At 66.3% G+C, this 14,247-nt stretch carries 8 protein-coding genes; 7 read left to right on the top strand and 1 reads right to left on the bottom strand.

All coding sequences use genetic code 11. The features are described from left to right. Positions 1–186: 186 nt before the first annotated feature. The 7 genes from ACYX7E_RS13450 (at position 187) to ACYX7E_RS13420 (ending at position 12,222) form a co-directional block, all read left to right on the top strand. On the top strand, positions 187–1,521 hold the full coding sequence (locus ACYX7E_RS13450) for a dicarboxylate/amino acid:cation symporter (protein ID WP_462081095.1): 1,335 nt from the start codon (positions 187–189) through the stop codon (positions 1,519–1,521). A 378-nt stretch (positions 1,522–1,899) separates the two neighbouring features. After that, complete coding sequence (locus tag ACYX7E_RS13445) at positions 1,900–4,089, top strand: TonB-dependent siderophore receptor (RefSeq protein WP_462081094.1); 2,190 nt, start codon at positions 1,900–1,902, stop codon at positions 4,087–4,089. A gap of 309 nt (positions 4,090–4,398) precedes the next feature. Then, positions 4,399–5,154, top strand: coding sequence for a cytochrome b/b6 domain-containing protein (locus ACYX7E_RS13440; RefSeq protein ID WP_462081093.1), 756 nt, complete (start codon positions 4,399–4,401; stop codon positions 5,152–5,154). Continuing rightward, positions 5,151–5,912: a molybdopterin-dependent oxidoreductase gene (locus ACYX7E_RS13435; RefSeq protein WP_462081092.1), complete on the top strand. Its 762-nt coding sequence runs from the start codon at positions 5,151–5,153 to the stop codon at positions 5,910–5,912. The genes ACYX7E_RS13440 and ACYX7E_RS13435 overlap by 4 nt, the downstream gene beginning before the upstream one ends. Beyond that, the gene (locus tag ACYX7E_RS13430; RefSeq protein ID WP_462081091.1) at positions 5,909–7,336 is read left to right on the top strand and encodes an amidohydrolase family protein; all 1,428 of its coding nucleotides are present in this window, start codon (positions 5,909–5,911) and stop codon (positions 7,334–7,336) included. Before ACYX7E_RS13435 ends, ACYX7E_RS13430 begins: the two co-directional genes overlap by 4 nt. A gap of 150 nt (positions 7,337–7,486) precedes the next feature. Beyond that, the gene (locus tag ACYX7E_RS13425; RefSeq protein ID WP_462081090.1) at positions 7,487–9,811 is read left to right on the top strand and encodes a prolyl oligopeptidase family serine peptidase; all 2,325 of its coding nucleotides are present in this window, start codon (positions 7,487–7,489) and stop codon (positions 9,809–9,811) included. After that, positions 9,808–12,222, top strand: a complete 2,415-nt coding sequence (locus tag ACYX7E_RS13420) for a serine hydrolase (protein WP_462081089.1) — start codon at positions 9,808–9,810, stop codon at positions 12,220–12,222. The genes ACYX7E_RS13425 and ACYX7E_RS13420 overlap by 4 nt, the downstream gene beginning before the upstream one ends. A gap of 337 nt (positions 12,223–12,559) precedes the next feature. Here ACYX7E_RS13420 and ACYX7E_RS13415 read toward each other — a convergent pair whose 3' ends face one another. Then, positions 12,560–14,122, bottom strand: a complete 1,563-nt coding sequence (locus ACYX7E_RS13415; RefSeq protein WP_462081088.1) for a serine hydrolase — start codon at positions 14,120–14,122, stop codon at positions 12,560–12,562. Between the last annotated feature and the right edge of the window lie 125 nt (positions 14,123–14,247).

Below are 14,247 nucleotides of genomic sequence, written 5' to 3'. Positions count from 1 at the left end.
GCAGCAGATTACCGGGACGCGGCCGCGCGACGGTCGGGCAGACAGGTCCTGCATGGTCCCGATTTTGCAGGTTTTCACGGATGCTTCGGCTGCGCGGCTCTGCTGCAATGCCGCTCATCCTCGCCGTAGAGTGCCCGTCCACATGTCCTGCCACGTCCGACCCGGCTGCGGCCACGAGAATCCAGCATGAGCCTGCCGTCCGGTCCGACCCTGCCGCCGCCCAGTCCGGGGCTGGCCCTGCATTGGCAGATCCTGATCGCCATGGCCGCGGCGTTGCTGCTGGCCGCGATCCTGCCGAAGCTGGCATTGCCGGCTTCGATCGACATCATCGCGATCTGCAAGCTCGGCGGCGGCCTGTTCCTCAATGCACTGAAGATGCTGGTGATCCCGCTGGTCGGCTCGTCGCTGGTGGTCGCGATCATGAGCATCGGCCGCGCCAAGGACTTCGGCCGGCTGTCGGCACGGCTGGGGACCTGGGTCATCGGCACCAGCCTGATCGCCGCGATCATCGGCATGCTGGTGGTCAACCTGATCCAGCCCGGCGTCGGTGCCGACCTGTCGCAGCTGCATATCCATGAGGTGCCGGCCGCCGCGCAGAACGGCGGCGCCAAGATCGTGCAGACGCTGCTGTCGATCGTACCGGCCAATCCGCTGGCGGCTGCCGCCAGCGACCAGATGCTCGGCGTGGTGTTCTTCTCGCTGCTGTTCGGCTTCTTCGCTGCGCGCCTGCCGGAGCAGCAGGCGCGCCTGGTCGCCGATGGTGCCGGCGCGGTGTTCGCGACGATGATCGGCATGGCGCGCTGGATCCTGCGGTTCGCGCCGCTGGGCGTGTTCTTCCTCGCACTCGATGCGCTGCTGCAGTACGGCTTCGGCATGCTGGTGCAGTTGGGCGCGTACATCGTCGCGGTGCTGATCGGCCTGGCCTTCCATGCGCTGGTCGTGCTGCCGCTGTTGCTGCGCGGCGTCTCCGGCGTCAAGCCGCTGGCCCTGTTCCGCGTGGTCGCGCCGGCGGTGCTGACCGCCTTCTCGACGGCTTCGTCGAAGGCGGCCCTGCCGATTACCCTGGATGCGCTGGAGACCGGTTTCGGCGTGCAGAAGCGGATCAGCCGGTTCGTGCTGCCGCTGGCGACCACCGTCAACATGAATGGCTCTGCCCTGTACGAAAGCGTCGCGGCCATCTTCATCGCGCAGTTGTACGGCATCGAACTCGGCATCTCCGGACAGATCGTCATCGTGCTGGTGGCGTTGCTGACCACGCTGGGCCTGTCGGGCATGCCCGGTGCTGGTGTTATTGGCCTGGCAACGGTGCTGGCGGCGGCCGGATTGCCGATCGAAGGCCTGGCCCTGGTGCTGGCGGTCGATCGCGTGCTCGACATGGCACGCACGGCCGTCAACGTCTGGAGCGATGCCTGCGTCACCGCGGCGATCGCGCAGGGCGCCGATCCGTCGGACGTGCCGGACGAGGACGTCCCGGACACCGCGTCGGCTGACGATGGCGCGGCGGGGTCGCGCGTGGCCTGATGGCGCGTTGGCGTTGACGGGTGATGGTCTGCGACGCGACGCATTGACAGCAGGGGATGGCGAACGCGACAGCGTCGCCGCGTCGCGATCGGAATGGCCTGATGCAGCATCCATCCGTGCGAAGTGGTCATGCGCGCATGCGTGGAACGCGACGGCCCGGGAGAGGTGGAGGACATCGCGATGGCTGAATGAAAACGACCCGCCCCCAAGCCGCGCCGTTGAGGGTGCACACGTCATTCCTGCGGAATGGGGTAGGGAATTCCGCCGATTATCAGTTTTTTTACAGATCTGGTAGTTCTGCATATAGGCGGGTTTTCGGGCTTGGCAAAGAATCGGGGCTCCACAGCCACCTCACTTTTGCCAGATGGAGCCTTTCGCATGTTGACCCCACGTTGTCGTTCCGAACGCCGCCGCACGACCGGCATGCCGAAGCTCCTGCCACTGGCCGCTGCGCTGCTCATTGCGCAGGCCGCGCATGCGCAAAGCAGCACGGACAGCCAGGAAGCCAAGGATCTCGATACCGTCGAAGTCACCGCAACCCGCGTCAAGATGGCCGAGATCGGTGGCTACGCCAGCACGCTGCGCGAGACGCCGCAGTCGGTGACCGTCATCGATCGCCAGCAGCTCGAAACCCAGAACCTGTTCACGCTAGACGACGTCATGATGAAGACGCCCGGCGTCGTGGTGATGCAGGAAACCAGCGACGAGCACTACTACTACATCCGCGGCCAGGAAGTGAATTCGTTCCAGTGGGACGGCATCACCATGGAAAGCTTCGCCTGGTTGAACACCAGTCCGAACATGGCGATGTTCGACCAGGTACAGATCCTGCGCGGCGCCAACGGCGTGCTCAACGCGGCCAAGTCATTCGGCTCGGTCAACCTCATCCGTAAGCGGCCGAAGGATCATTTCGCGCTGGAAGGCAGCCTGAGCTACGGCTCCTGGAGCAATCTGAACACCACGATCGACGTCACCGGGCCGCTGACCGAAGACGGTCGCCTGCGCGGACGTGCCGTTGCCTCCTACGGTAATCGCGACTATTTCTACGATATCGCCAAGCGCAAGGAAAACCTCTACTACGCAGCGCTAGAGTACGATCTGAGCGATGCGACGCTACTGACGCTGACCGCCAGTGACCACCAGATCGAGTCCACGCCGTTTGTTTACGGTATGCCGCGCTTTACGGACGGCGGCAGCCTCGGCCTGCCGCGCTCGACCTTCTTCGGTTCGGACTGGAACCACTTCGACGCCAGCTCCCGCAACGTCTACGGCGCGATCGAACACAAGTTCGAGAATGGCTGGAGTATCAAGTTCGGGGGTACCTCGCTCGACTCGAGCAGCAACTACAAATACAGCTACGTCTGGGGCGGTGTCGATCGCGCCACAGGTGACGGCGCCTTCCTGTATGGCAATGACTCCCAGTACTGGTTCAATCAGAAAGCAGCTGACCTGTCAGTCCAGGGCCAGTTCGAACTCTTCGGTCGTACGCACGACCTGTTGATCGGTAGTTCGTATTACGTCAATTACTACGGATTCAACATCGCGCCTCTCGACGACATCATTGGTCGACCCGTCGATGTTTTCAACTGGGATCCGCGCAGTGTTCCGAATCCGACCCGGGGACCTTGGCAGTATGTCAGCCCGCACTGGCGCGACGACTGGAAGAGCGTATACGGCACCACGCGTCTGCGCCTCAGCGACAACCTGACCGCAACCCTGGGCGCTCGCGCGACATGGTTCACCCACCAGTGGATCCGCTACGACTATGGACGGCCCGTGGGCGAGCAGCTCACCCACAACGAGGACACTCGCGAGAACGGCATCATCACGCCCTATGCTGGCTTGGTGTATGACCTCAACGATGTCTGGTCCGTGTATGCGAGCTATGCTGACATCTTCACGCCGCAGGTCGCGCAGACGTACGAAGGCGACACGCTCGATCCGATTATTGGCGCAAACTTCGAGCTTGGTATCAAGGGGGAAATGCTGGGTGGTCGGCTGAATGGTTCGTTCGCGGTGTTCCGTGTCGACAAGACTAATGAGGCCATGGAAGACACCCGTTATCCACCGCAGGAGAACGGCGGAAATTCCTATTCCCTGTCCAGTGGAAAGACCCGCAGCCAGGGCTATGAGTTGGAGTTGACTGGGCGCCCTACGCGCAACTGGAGCATCAGCGGCGGCTACACCCGCAACACCACGAATGTGATTCGCGCCGATGCCGGTGTCGGTCAACCGTATGCCACATGGGTGCCCAAGCACATGCTGCGAATGTGGACGGACTACACGCTTCCGTTCGGCGAGGAGCGCTGGTCGGTCGGCGGCAACATCGTGGCCCAGAATCGCGTGACGCGTCCGACTAATGATCCGTTGGCCAACATCAGCCAGGGTAGTTACGCGATCCTGGGCGCTCGCGTCGGCTACAAGATCAACGACAATCTGGACATCGGTCTGAACTTCAACAATCTGACCGACCGCACCTACTATCCGAAGACGGGTTCGTCCGTAGGTGGTAGCAACATGTACGGAGAGCCGCGCAACGTCATGCTGACCCTGCGAGGCAGCCTGTAGTTGCCGGGCATGCAGGTATCGGGCCCACGCGGCCCACGATCGCCATGTGCTATGCCACGCCCGGTAACGTCGGGCGTGGATCCGTTCCGGTCGGGCATGCCAATGCCCGGCCGTTTCGGCTTTTGCAGGCCTTTGCGCATCAGTACATGATCGAAAGGGCAAACCGGTAAAACCACCTATAGTCCCGGGGACTGTCAGGCGGAACAATCGTCATGACCCGGTGCCGCCATCGGAACGCCACCGCGTCCGAACGCCATACGCCCGCCGCCGATGCGCAGCGGACACACACCTGAGACGCGACCCGATGCCATGAACGAAGATCCGAACACCACGCTTCCGGCGCCGCGCGTCCCGCGTCATCGCCTGTCTGTACGGATCGCGCACTGGGTCAATGTCATCGTCTTCCTGACGCTGGTCTTCAGCGGCTTCGCCATCCTGCTGGCGCACCCGCGCCTGTACTGGGGGGAGGACGGCTACTATGGCGATCCGGCATGGCTGACCTTGCCGCTGCCGGAGAAACTCGACTACACCGGCTGGGGCCGCAGCCTGCATTTCCTCGCCGCCTGGCTGCTGGTGTTCAACGGCGCGGCCTACCTGCTGTCGGGCCTGATCAACCAGCACCTGCTGCGGCGCATGCTGCCCACGCGCATGCAGCTCAAGCTCGACAACATCCGCCAGGACATCCGCGACCACCTGCGCCTGAAGGTGCATGCCTCGTCCGGCGACTACAACTTCATGCAGAAGCTCGCCTACCTGACGGTGATCTTCGTGCTGTTCCCGACCATCCTGCTGACCGGGCTGACGATGTCGCCGGCGGTGACCGCTGCCTGGCCGTGGCTGTTCGACCTGTTCGGCGGACGCCAGTCGGCGCGCACGATCCATTTCCTGGCCGCCAGTTCGCTGGTGCTGTTCGTGCTGGTGCACCTGTTCCAGGTCATCCTGGTCGGCTTCCGCAAAGAGGTGGGTGACATGATCACCGGGGGCAGGGCTGACAAGGCCGGCCGTCATGCCGATGCCACGGCGCCAGGCCAGACGCACAGCCAAGACGGGGAGACGCCACGATGAGCAAACGCCTGCTGAGCCGTCGCGGCTTCCTGACCGGTGCCGGCGTCGTCGCCGCCGCCGCTTCGCTGCCGCTGCTGCGGCATGCGCAGCTGCCGCCGACCTACGGAACCGTGCACGGCGCGCTGCTCGGCGCCGGCGACACGCTGTCGTACATCAGCCATCGCATCCTGCTGCGCAACCAGCCGCTGGTGCGCGAGCTCGATCGCAGCATGATCTCGAAGACCTTTCCGACCATCGGCACCACCAACCCGGAGGACGAGGAGTACCAGCGCATGCTGCGCGCCGACTTCGTGGATTTCCGGCTGCCGATCACCGGCCTGGTCGACCACCCGCAGTCGTTCTCGCTCGCGCAGTTGATGCAGTTCCCGTCGCGCACCCAGGTGACGCAGCACAGCTGCGAACGCGGCTGGTCGGCGATCGGCGAATGGACCGGCGTGCAGCTGTCGCGGATCCTGGCCCAGGCCGGCATGCAGCAGCACGCGCGCTACGTGGTGTTCGAATGCGTGGACGGCTGGTGGGACAGCATCGACATGTTCGACGCGCTGCATCCGCAGACCCTGCTGGCCTACGGCATGAACGGCGGACGCATCCCGATCGGCCATGGCGCACCGGTGCGCCTGCGCGTGGAGCGGCAACTGGGCTACAAGAGCCTGAAATTCGTGTCCGGCATCCAGGTCGTCGACGATCTGTCCAAGGTGTACGACGGCAGTGGGGCGATGGTCGCCGGTTTTGGTTATTCATGGTACGCAGGGATATGACGACAAGACGCAGTTTTCTGAAAACCTCCAGCGCGGTGGGCGGGTTGCTGGGCAGTGGCGCGGCGGGCATGGCCGCCGCGGCGGAACGGCCGGCACGCAATGCCGGCGAACGCGCGCTCGGCGAACGCCTGCAGGCGCAGATCGAAGCGATGGAGGTGGACGACAGCCACTGTCATCCGATCTCCGAACGCGATGCGCAGACCACGCCGGACGATTTCCTCGAGCGGCTTGCGCTGGCGGCGTTCCCGTTGCCGAACTATTTCCCGCAAGGCGTCTACGAACGCTGGCAGGGCGGCGATGCCGTCACCCGCGCCGCGCTCGATGCCCAGTACGGCATCGCCAAGAAGCGCAACACTGTGCTGCGGCACTTCGAGAGCAGCGTCTTCGTCAAGGCGATGGTCAAGGAGATGGCGGGCTTCCTGGGCTGCAAGCCGACATTGGCCGAGGTGGTCGAAGCGCGCAATGTGCGCGGCCGCAACTACTACGGCTACGTCGGCGACCTGTTCCGCGATGGCCGGATCGCCAACGCGATGATCGACACCGGCTTCAGCGATGGCCTCGATGCCGCCGGCATGGCGCGCTTCAACACCGCGATCGCGCCGAGCCGCAGCCGCTACCTGGCCCGCGTGGAAACCCTGCTTGAGGATCTGCTCGACAAGGACCTCGGTTACGAGGAGCTGCGCGACGCCTACAGCAAGCGCGTCGTCGATGCGCTCGACGGCACCGGCAACTACGGGCAGCGCTCGTATGGCATGAAGTCCTACCTGCTGCCCGACATCGGCCTGATCAAGCCGGTCTACGACGACGCGCCGGCGTCGGCCTCGTGGACGCAGTACAAGCAGACCCGCAAGACCGTCTACAGCGACCGTGCCGAGGGGGCCCGCCGTGGCAAGGAGCTGCGCGAGCGCTTCCTGACGATCGCGATGGAAGCCTGCCTGGAACGCGACATGCCGATGCAGTTCCATGCCGGCGATGGCGAGGCGCCATACGTGATCCTGCGCAACCAGCACCCGTACTACCTCGAGGAGTTCGCACGCTTCGACAAGGACGGCGTGATGCGGATGCCGAAGGTGATCCCGATCCATGCCGGCTACCCGCTGGTCGGCGAGGCGACGTGGCTCAGCCACCTGTATACCAACGTCTATTTCGAAACCTCGTTGATGACACCGTTCATCCACCAGGGCCTGCTGGCGCGTTACCTGCAGATCATGGAAGCGGTGCCGCTGTCGAAGATCCTGTTCGGCAGCGATGCCTACAACGTGCCCGAGCTGTACTGGCTGGCGGCACGTTGGGGCAAGCGCTATCTCGCGCAGGCCTTGGCCGTCTACGTGCGCGAAGGCCTGCTCGATGAAGAAGAGGCGCTGCAGGGCGCACGGATGATCCTGCACCTCAACAATCGCGAGGCCTACAACCTGACCGATTGATCCGCCGCTCGCGCAGCCCGTCGATCGACGGCGTGTTGCGGGGTTGCGTCCTCGCTGCGATCCCTGTCCGACGGCTGTGGCCGGCTTGTTGTGGTCGGCCTGCCGTTGTCGAGTTCTCCGCCCCATCCGGTTCCTGCCTTGAGGCTCTGCATGTCGCCACGATCGCCCGTGTTTGCCGTGATGCTGATGTTGTCGACGGGTCTGTCCTTGCCTGGGCAATGCGCAGGGGCGGGAGGAGACGCGCCGGGCGGACGGTCGACCGGCGCGCAGCCGGCGGCGGTTGCTGCCGATCGCGGCGTCGACACCGCGCTGCTGGATCGCCTGATCGACACGCCGCTGGCATCCGCCCTGTCGGCGTCGGCCGATGGCCGGCAGGTCGCCTGGGTCTCGATGCAGCGCGGCGTGCGCAACGTGATGCTGGCACGCGCGCCCGAGTGGCAGGCGCGTGCCCTGACCACGTTCACCCATGATGACGGCCAGGAGCTCGGCGACCTGGGCTGGAGCAGCGATGGCCGCGTGCTGTACATGGCGCGCGGCGGCAAGACCGGCATCGCGGCGGTCAGCAATCCAGAGGCCTTGCCGATCCCGCCCAAGCGAGAACTCTGGCGACTGGATCCGGCCGCTGGTCAAGCGCGCAGGATCGCCGAGGGCCATTCACCCGAAGTCTCGCCCGGCGGTGCCGACGTTGCCTACCTGCACGACGGCAAGCTGTGCCTGTGGCTGGTGCGGACATCGCGCAGCGATTGCATCGTCGAGCAACAGGGCGATCTGTCGGCGCTGCGCTGGTCGCCCGATGGCCAGGCGATCGCCTTCGTCAGCGGTCGCAGCGAGCATTCCTTCGTCGGCGTGTACTGGCTGGCCGACAAGCGCCTGGTCTATCTCGATCCCGGCGTCGATCGCGATCGCGCCCCGGCGTGGTCGCCCGACGGCTCGCAACTGGCCTTCCTGCGTTGGGCCTACCACGAGCCGCTGGACCTGCCTGCGCGTGCCGGCGTGCCGTTCTCGCTGCGCGTCGCGGATCCGCGGACCGGCGTCGGCCACGAAGCCTGGCGCGCACCGGCCGGACGTGCGGCAGGCTTGAGTCCGAAGCTCTTCTGGGGCTCGCAGTTCTTCGAAGGCGACGTGCTGTTCTGGGGCGCAGGCGATCGCCTGGTGTTCCCTTGGGAAGGCGACGGCTGGCTGCACCTGTACAGCGTGGCGGCAAGTGGTGGCCAGGCCACGCTGCTGACGCCCGGTGACTATGAGGTCTCGACGGTGCGACTCAGTCGCGATCGCCGCGAGGTGGTGTTCGCCGCCAATCGCGACGATCCCGATCGCCAGCACCTGTGGCGGGTGCCGGTGTCCGGTGGCGCGGCGATGGCGATCACGCAGGGGCGAGGCATCGAGTCCTCGCCGGTGCCGCTCGGGCAGGGCGCCGATGCGGTCGCCTACCTCGCCTCGGACGCGCAGCGGCAGGTGCATCCGGTGGTGCGCGGCGCCGATGGCAGGCTGCAGCCGCTGGCACGGCCGTCGAGTCCAGCACCAACCGCGCCATCCCCTGGTGCTGCCTTGATCGAACCGCAGGCCGTGACGCTGACGGCCGCCGATGGCCAGCGTTTCCAGGGCCAGTTGCTGCTGCCGCCCGCCCATGTCGCGGTCCCTGCGGGGGGCCGGCCGGCGCTGCTGTTCCTGCATGGCGGCCCGCCGGACCGGATGATGCTGGGCTTCCACTACTGGACCTATTACTCGCATACCCAGGCCTTCAACCAGGCGATGGCCCAGCAGGGTTACGTGGTGCTGTCGATCAACTATCGACGCGGCAGCGGCTATGGCCTGGACTTCCGCGAAGCGCTCGAAGGCGGCCTCAACGGCGCCAGCGAATTTGCCGATGTACTGGCCGCCGGCAAGTGGCTGGCGGCGCGCAACGACGTCGATGCAACGCGTGTCGGCCTGTGGGGCGGCTCCTATGGCGGCTACCTGACGGCGATGGGCCTGGCGCGGGCGCCCAAGGTATTCGCGGCCGGCGTCGACCTGCATGGCGTGCACGACTGGTCCACCCGCGAGTACGACGAATTCACCGGCGGCCATGATGCCGATGGCGTCGCGGCGGAGGCCACGCGGCGCGCCTTCGCGTCGTCGCCGCTGGCCGATGTGTCCGGCTGGCGCGCGCCGGTGCTGTTCGTGCATGGCGACGACGACCTGAATGTCCGTTTCGACCAGTCGGTCCGGCTGGTGGATGCCCTGCGCAAGCGCGGGCTGTCGCCCGAGGTACTGGTGTTCCCGAACGAGCCGCACCAGTTCCTGCTGCATCGCAGCTGGCGACGCGCCCTGCATGCAGCCATGGCCTTCTTCGAACGTCGCCTCGGCGTCCCTGTTACCGTAGAGGCGTCGACCGACGCAGCTGCCGGCGTGACGTCCACGCGAACAACCGCCGCAACCTCCGCTGTCTCTCGTGCGACACCTTCCTCTTTGCCAGTGCGACAGGATTCCCAATGACCCAACGCATCCCCATTCTCCCGCTGCGTACGATCGCAGCCTGTCTCGCGAGCCTGCTCGCGGTTACCGGTTGTGGTGGCTCCGCCGCGCCCGCCGCAGCCGGCGGCGAAGTCGGCAGTACCGGCGCGCACGATGCCGAGATCCGCACCGCCCTGGGTGGCTTCATCGAGCGCGAAATGGCCGACAAGCAGATCCCGGCGCTGTCGATCGCACTGGTCGATGGTGAGCGCGTGGTCTGGACCGCCGGCTTCGGCACCGCCGATCCGGCGAGCGGTCAGCCCGCCGATGCCGATACGCTGTACCGCGTAGGTTCGGTCTCCAAGCTGTTCACCGACATCGCGATCATGCAGCAGGTGGAGCAGGGCAAGCTCGACATCGACGCGCCGGTCACCACGATCCTGCCGGAGTTCAAGCCGCAGGGCGAGGGCGCCGGTGCGATCACGCTGCACCAGCTGATGTCGCATCGTTCCGGCGTGGTCCGCGAACCGCCGGTCGGCAGCTATTTCGATGCCAGCGGTCCGACCCTGGAGGCCACGGTCGCCAGCCTCAACCAGACACAACTGGCCTACGCGCCAGGCACGCGCGCCAAGTATTCCAATGCCGGCGTCTCGGTCGCCGGGCTGGCACTGGAGCGGATCGCCGCGATGCCGATGCCGACCTACATGCAGCAGCACGTGCTCGGCCCGCTGGGCATGGGCGCCAGCGCGTTCGCACCGCCGCCGTCGCCGAAGCAGGCACAGGGCGTGATGTGGACGGTCGACGGGCGCACCTCGCCTGCGCCGCGCTTCCTGCTCGGCACCGGCCCGGCCGGTGAGCTGCAGAGCTCGGCCAACGACATGTCCAAGTTCATCCGCATGCTGCTGGCGCAGGGCCGCGGCGACAACGGCGCATTGCTCAAGCCCGAGACGCTGAAGGCGATGTGGACGCCGTGGCAGGGCGAAGACTGCGCCACGTCGTGCTACGGCATCGGCTTCTCGATGGGTACGCTCGACGGACACCGCCGCGTCGGTCATGGCGGCGCGATCTACGGCTTCTCGACCCAGCTCAGCGTGTTGCCCGAGCAGCAGGTCGGCGTGGTCGTGATGGCCAGCAAGGATGTCGTCAACGCCGTCGTCGAGCGTATCGCCGACACCGCTTTGCGCGCACTGCTGGCCGCCAGGACGGGCGACGCCGCCGCGATTGCCGCGGTCGTCCCGGCGCAGACCAGCGCGCTGACCAAGGAGCAGGCGCTGAAGGCGGCCGGCGTCTACGTCGCCGACGATGGCCACGCCATCGAACTGAGTGAAAGCGCCAGCGTGCTGACGCTGCAGGACCTGGCCGGCGGTTCGCCGCAGCGGCTGCGTTTGTCGGGCAAGGATGTTGTCATCGATGGCCCGCTGGGCATCGGCGGCACGGTCACGCTGGCCGACGACGCGATCACGCTGGACGGCCGCCGCTACGCGCGCAGGCCCGCCAGCAAGCCGGCCGATGCACCGGCCGCGCTGCGCGGCCTGATCGGCGAGTACGGTGAAGACCACAACGTGCTGTATGTGTTCGAGCGCGAAGGCCAGTTGTGGACGCTGGTCGAATGGATCGAGTTCGATCCGTTGACCACGGTGGCCGGCACGCCCGACGCCTTCGCCTTCCCCGACAGCAGCATGTACGTCGGCGAGCAGCTGCGTTTCGAGCGCGATGCCGCCGGCAAGGTCACGCGTGCGGTGATGGGCGGCATCGTGCTGCCGCGTCGCGTCGTCGGTCCCGAGGAGGGCGCGGCCCAGCAGTTCATCACGCCGTTGCGCCCGGTCGCCGAACTGCTGCCCGAAGCGATGAAGGCCACGCCGCCGGTGGAGAAGGGCGACTTCCTGCCCAGCGACCTGGTCGAAGTCGGCAGCCTGGACCCGACGATCAAGCTCGACGTGCGTTACGCCAGCGAGAACAACTTCCTGCGCAGCAAGTTCTACGCGCAGCAGCAGGTGTTCCAGCAGCGTCCCGCCGCCGAAGCGCTGGTGCGCGCGCACCGCAAGCTGGCCGCACAGGGCTATGGCCTGCTGCTGCATGACGGCTACCGCCCGTGGTTCGTCACCAAGGTCTTCTACGACGCCACCCCGGACGCGCAGAAGGAGTTCGTCGCCAACCCGGCGGAAGGCTCGCGCCACAACCGCGGCGCCGCGATCGACCTGAACCTGTATCACCTGTCGACCGGCAAGCCCGTGGAGATGGTCGCGACCTACGACGAGACCACCGCGCGTTCGTACCCCGACTATCCGGGCGGCACCTCGCTGCAGCGCTGGCACCGTCGCCTGTTGCGCGAAGCCCTCGAGTCCGAAGGCTTCACCGTGATCGCCAACGAATGGTGGCATTTCGACTACAACGACTGGCAGCGCTACGGCCTCGGTAACGCCTCGTTCGAAGCGCTCAGCAAGACGCCGTGATGCCGGCCGGTCCACGAAAGCCGGGGGCACACGGCACGTAGGGCGGGTCTCGACCCGCCGCGAACGATCGGGCGTTGTCCGTAGCGTCGTACATTGTCCGCAACGTCGTAGTCTTCAACCGCATGACGCACGTCAAAGCGTGATAGCCATCGGACGGATCATCGACGCCGGGTCAAGGCCCGGCCGACGTAGGGCGGGTCTCGACCCGCGGCGAACGATCACGCGTCGTCCCCAATGTCGTACGCGCTCAAGCGCATGACGCACGTCAATGCGTGACGGCCATCGGGCGAATCATCGATGCCGGGTCGAGACCCGGCTTACGCCCACATGACATCGCTCACTGGGGACGGACGAAGACGAAGTCCTCGACTTCCGGTTCCAGCGGCAGCAGCATCTGGCCGGGCTTGCCGGCGTTGTCGAGGCGGAAGCTGACAAGGCCGCCCGAGCCGGTCACTTCGAAGGTGTCGTAGTGGTAGTGGCGCAGGCTCAGGTCCATGGCGTCGAAATGCACGACCAGGCCGCCGTCCTTGGCGTCGACGCGGACCTTGCCGAAGGCCGGGTGCGTCCAGTCGCCGGTGTAGGCCGCCAGCGGCAGGGTCGGGCGGGTACCGGTGATCCGCGTGGGCAGCTTGGCCTCGCCGCGCGACGAGGCGCCGGCCCTCGAATCAGGGCTCGGCTTCAGGCTGGCGAGATAGTCGTCGCCGGCATGTCCGAGCAAGCGGTCGGCCAGGCGCCATGCGACCAGTGAAGGCAGGCGGCTGCCGAGGTTGTTCAGGACGACGATGCCGGTCTTGCGGTCCGGGAACACGATCATCTGCGAGGTGAAGCCGGTGATCGCGCCGCCATGCTCGACATAGTTCGCGCCCTGGCGCTGGCCGTGTTGCCAGGCCAGCGCGTAGCTGGTGTCGGGACCGCTGACGGTGACCGGCTTGAACAGTTCGTCGATCTGCGCGGCGGAGATGACCTGGCGGCCATCGGCGGCGCGGCCGTGGTCGATATGCATGCGCAGGTACTTCAGGACATCGTCGACGGTCGAGTTGACCGCGCCATTGGGGCCGATGCCGAAACGCTGATAATCGTAGAACGCGGTGACCACCGGCTTGCCGTCCTTGAGCACGTGCGGCATCGCGTGGTTGTCGATGCGGGCGCTCTCCTTGACCGAGGTGTTGGAGCGCGTCATGCCCAGCGGTTGGAAGATGCGCTCGCGGACCAGCTCCTCCCAGGTCGAGCCGGCAATCACGCCCGACAGATAACCAGCGGTCACGTACATCAGGTTGTTGTACTGGAAGCCCTCACGGAAGGTCTTGCTCGGCGGCATGTAGCGCAGGCGACGGACCACTTCCGCGCGATCCACATAGGTGCTCATGCGGATGAAGTCGTGGCGCGGCAGGCCGGTGCGGTGCGAGACCAGGTCGCGCGGCGTCGCCAGCTGGGTGGCGATCGGGTCGTACAGGCGGAAGTCGGGCAGATAGTCGCGGACCGGGCGGTCCCAATCGAGCTTGCCTTCATCGACCTGGGTGGCCATGACCGCTGTAGTGAAGGATTTGCTCATCGATCCGATCGCGAACACGGTATCGGCATCGACCGCGTCGGATTTGCTGCTGTCGCGGATGCCGTAGCCGCGGGCAAGCACGACCTGGCCGTCGCGGATCACGCCGATCGCGACACCAGGCACGTTCAGGGCGCGCATCGTCGCTTCGACTTCGGCATCGAAGCCCTGCAATGCGGCCGCGTCGCTGGTCGAGGCCGCCTGGCCCGCTGACTGACCGCTTGCTGCCTGCCCGCTCAGGGCCAGTCCGCTGACCAGCAACGCACACAGGCCGGCCAGCACCGCCAGCGGGTGCGCGACGCGCCGAGGGGCGGGGTTGGAAGCGGAAAGGGTCGCAATCGTTGACAACATGGCGGGCTCGACAGGAGAAGGGATGCGCGAAGCTTATACGCGATGCACCCCCGAGTATCCCTTCGTGCCCGCACAGGCGGCATCGGGGGAACTACCGGAAGCCGGGCGGCGGCTGGCCCTCGCGG

It is taken from the genome of Luteimonas sp. RIT-PG2_3, assembly GCF_054902115.1.
The sequence above is the reverse complement of the archived record's forward strand: the minus strand, read 5'-3'. Positions and strand labels throughout refer to the sequence as shown.

Excerpts from the sequence above, each read along its gene's own strand:
- ACYX7E_RS13420 (WP_462081089.1), top strand. The coding sequence starts at position 9,808 with ATGACCCAACGCATCCCCATTCTCCCGCTGCGTACGATCGCAGCCTGT.
- ACYX7E_RS13425 (WP_462081090.1), top strand. The coding sequence starts at position 7,487 with ATGTCGCCACGATCGCCCGTGTTTGCCGTGATGCTGATGTTGTCGACG.
- ACYX7E_RS13430 (WP_462081091.1), top strand. The coding sequence starts at position 5,909 with ATGACGACAAGACGCAGTTTTCTGAAAACCTCCAGCGCGGTGGGCGGG.
- ACYX7E_RS13445 (WP_462081094.1), top strand. The coding sequence starts at position 1,900 with ATGTTGACCCCACGTTGTCGTTCCGAACGCCGCCGCACGACCGGCATG.
- ACYX7E_RS13415 (WP_462081088.1), bottom strand. The coding sequence starts at position 14,122 with ATGTTGTCAACGATTGCGACCCTTTCCGCTTCCAACCCCGCCCCTCGG.
- ACYX7E_RS13435 (WP_462081092.1), top strand. The coding sequence starts at position 5,151 with ATGAGCAAACGCCTGCTGAGCCGTCGCGGCTTCCTGACCGGTGCCGGC.
- ACYX7E_RS13450 (WP_462081095.1), top strand. The coding sequence starts at position 187 with ATGAGCCTGCCGTCCGGTCCGACCCTGCCGCCGCCCAGTCCGGGGCTG.
- ACYX7E_RS13440 (WP_462081093.1), top strand. The coding sequence starts at position 4,399 with ATGAACGAAGATCCGAACACCACGCTTCCGGCGCCGCGCGTCCCGCGT.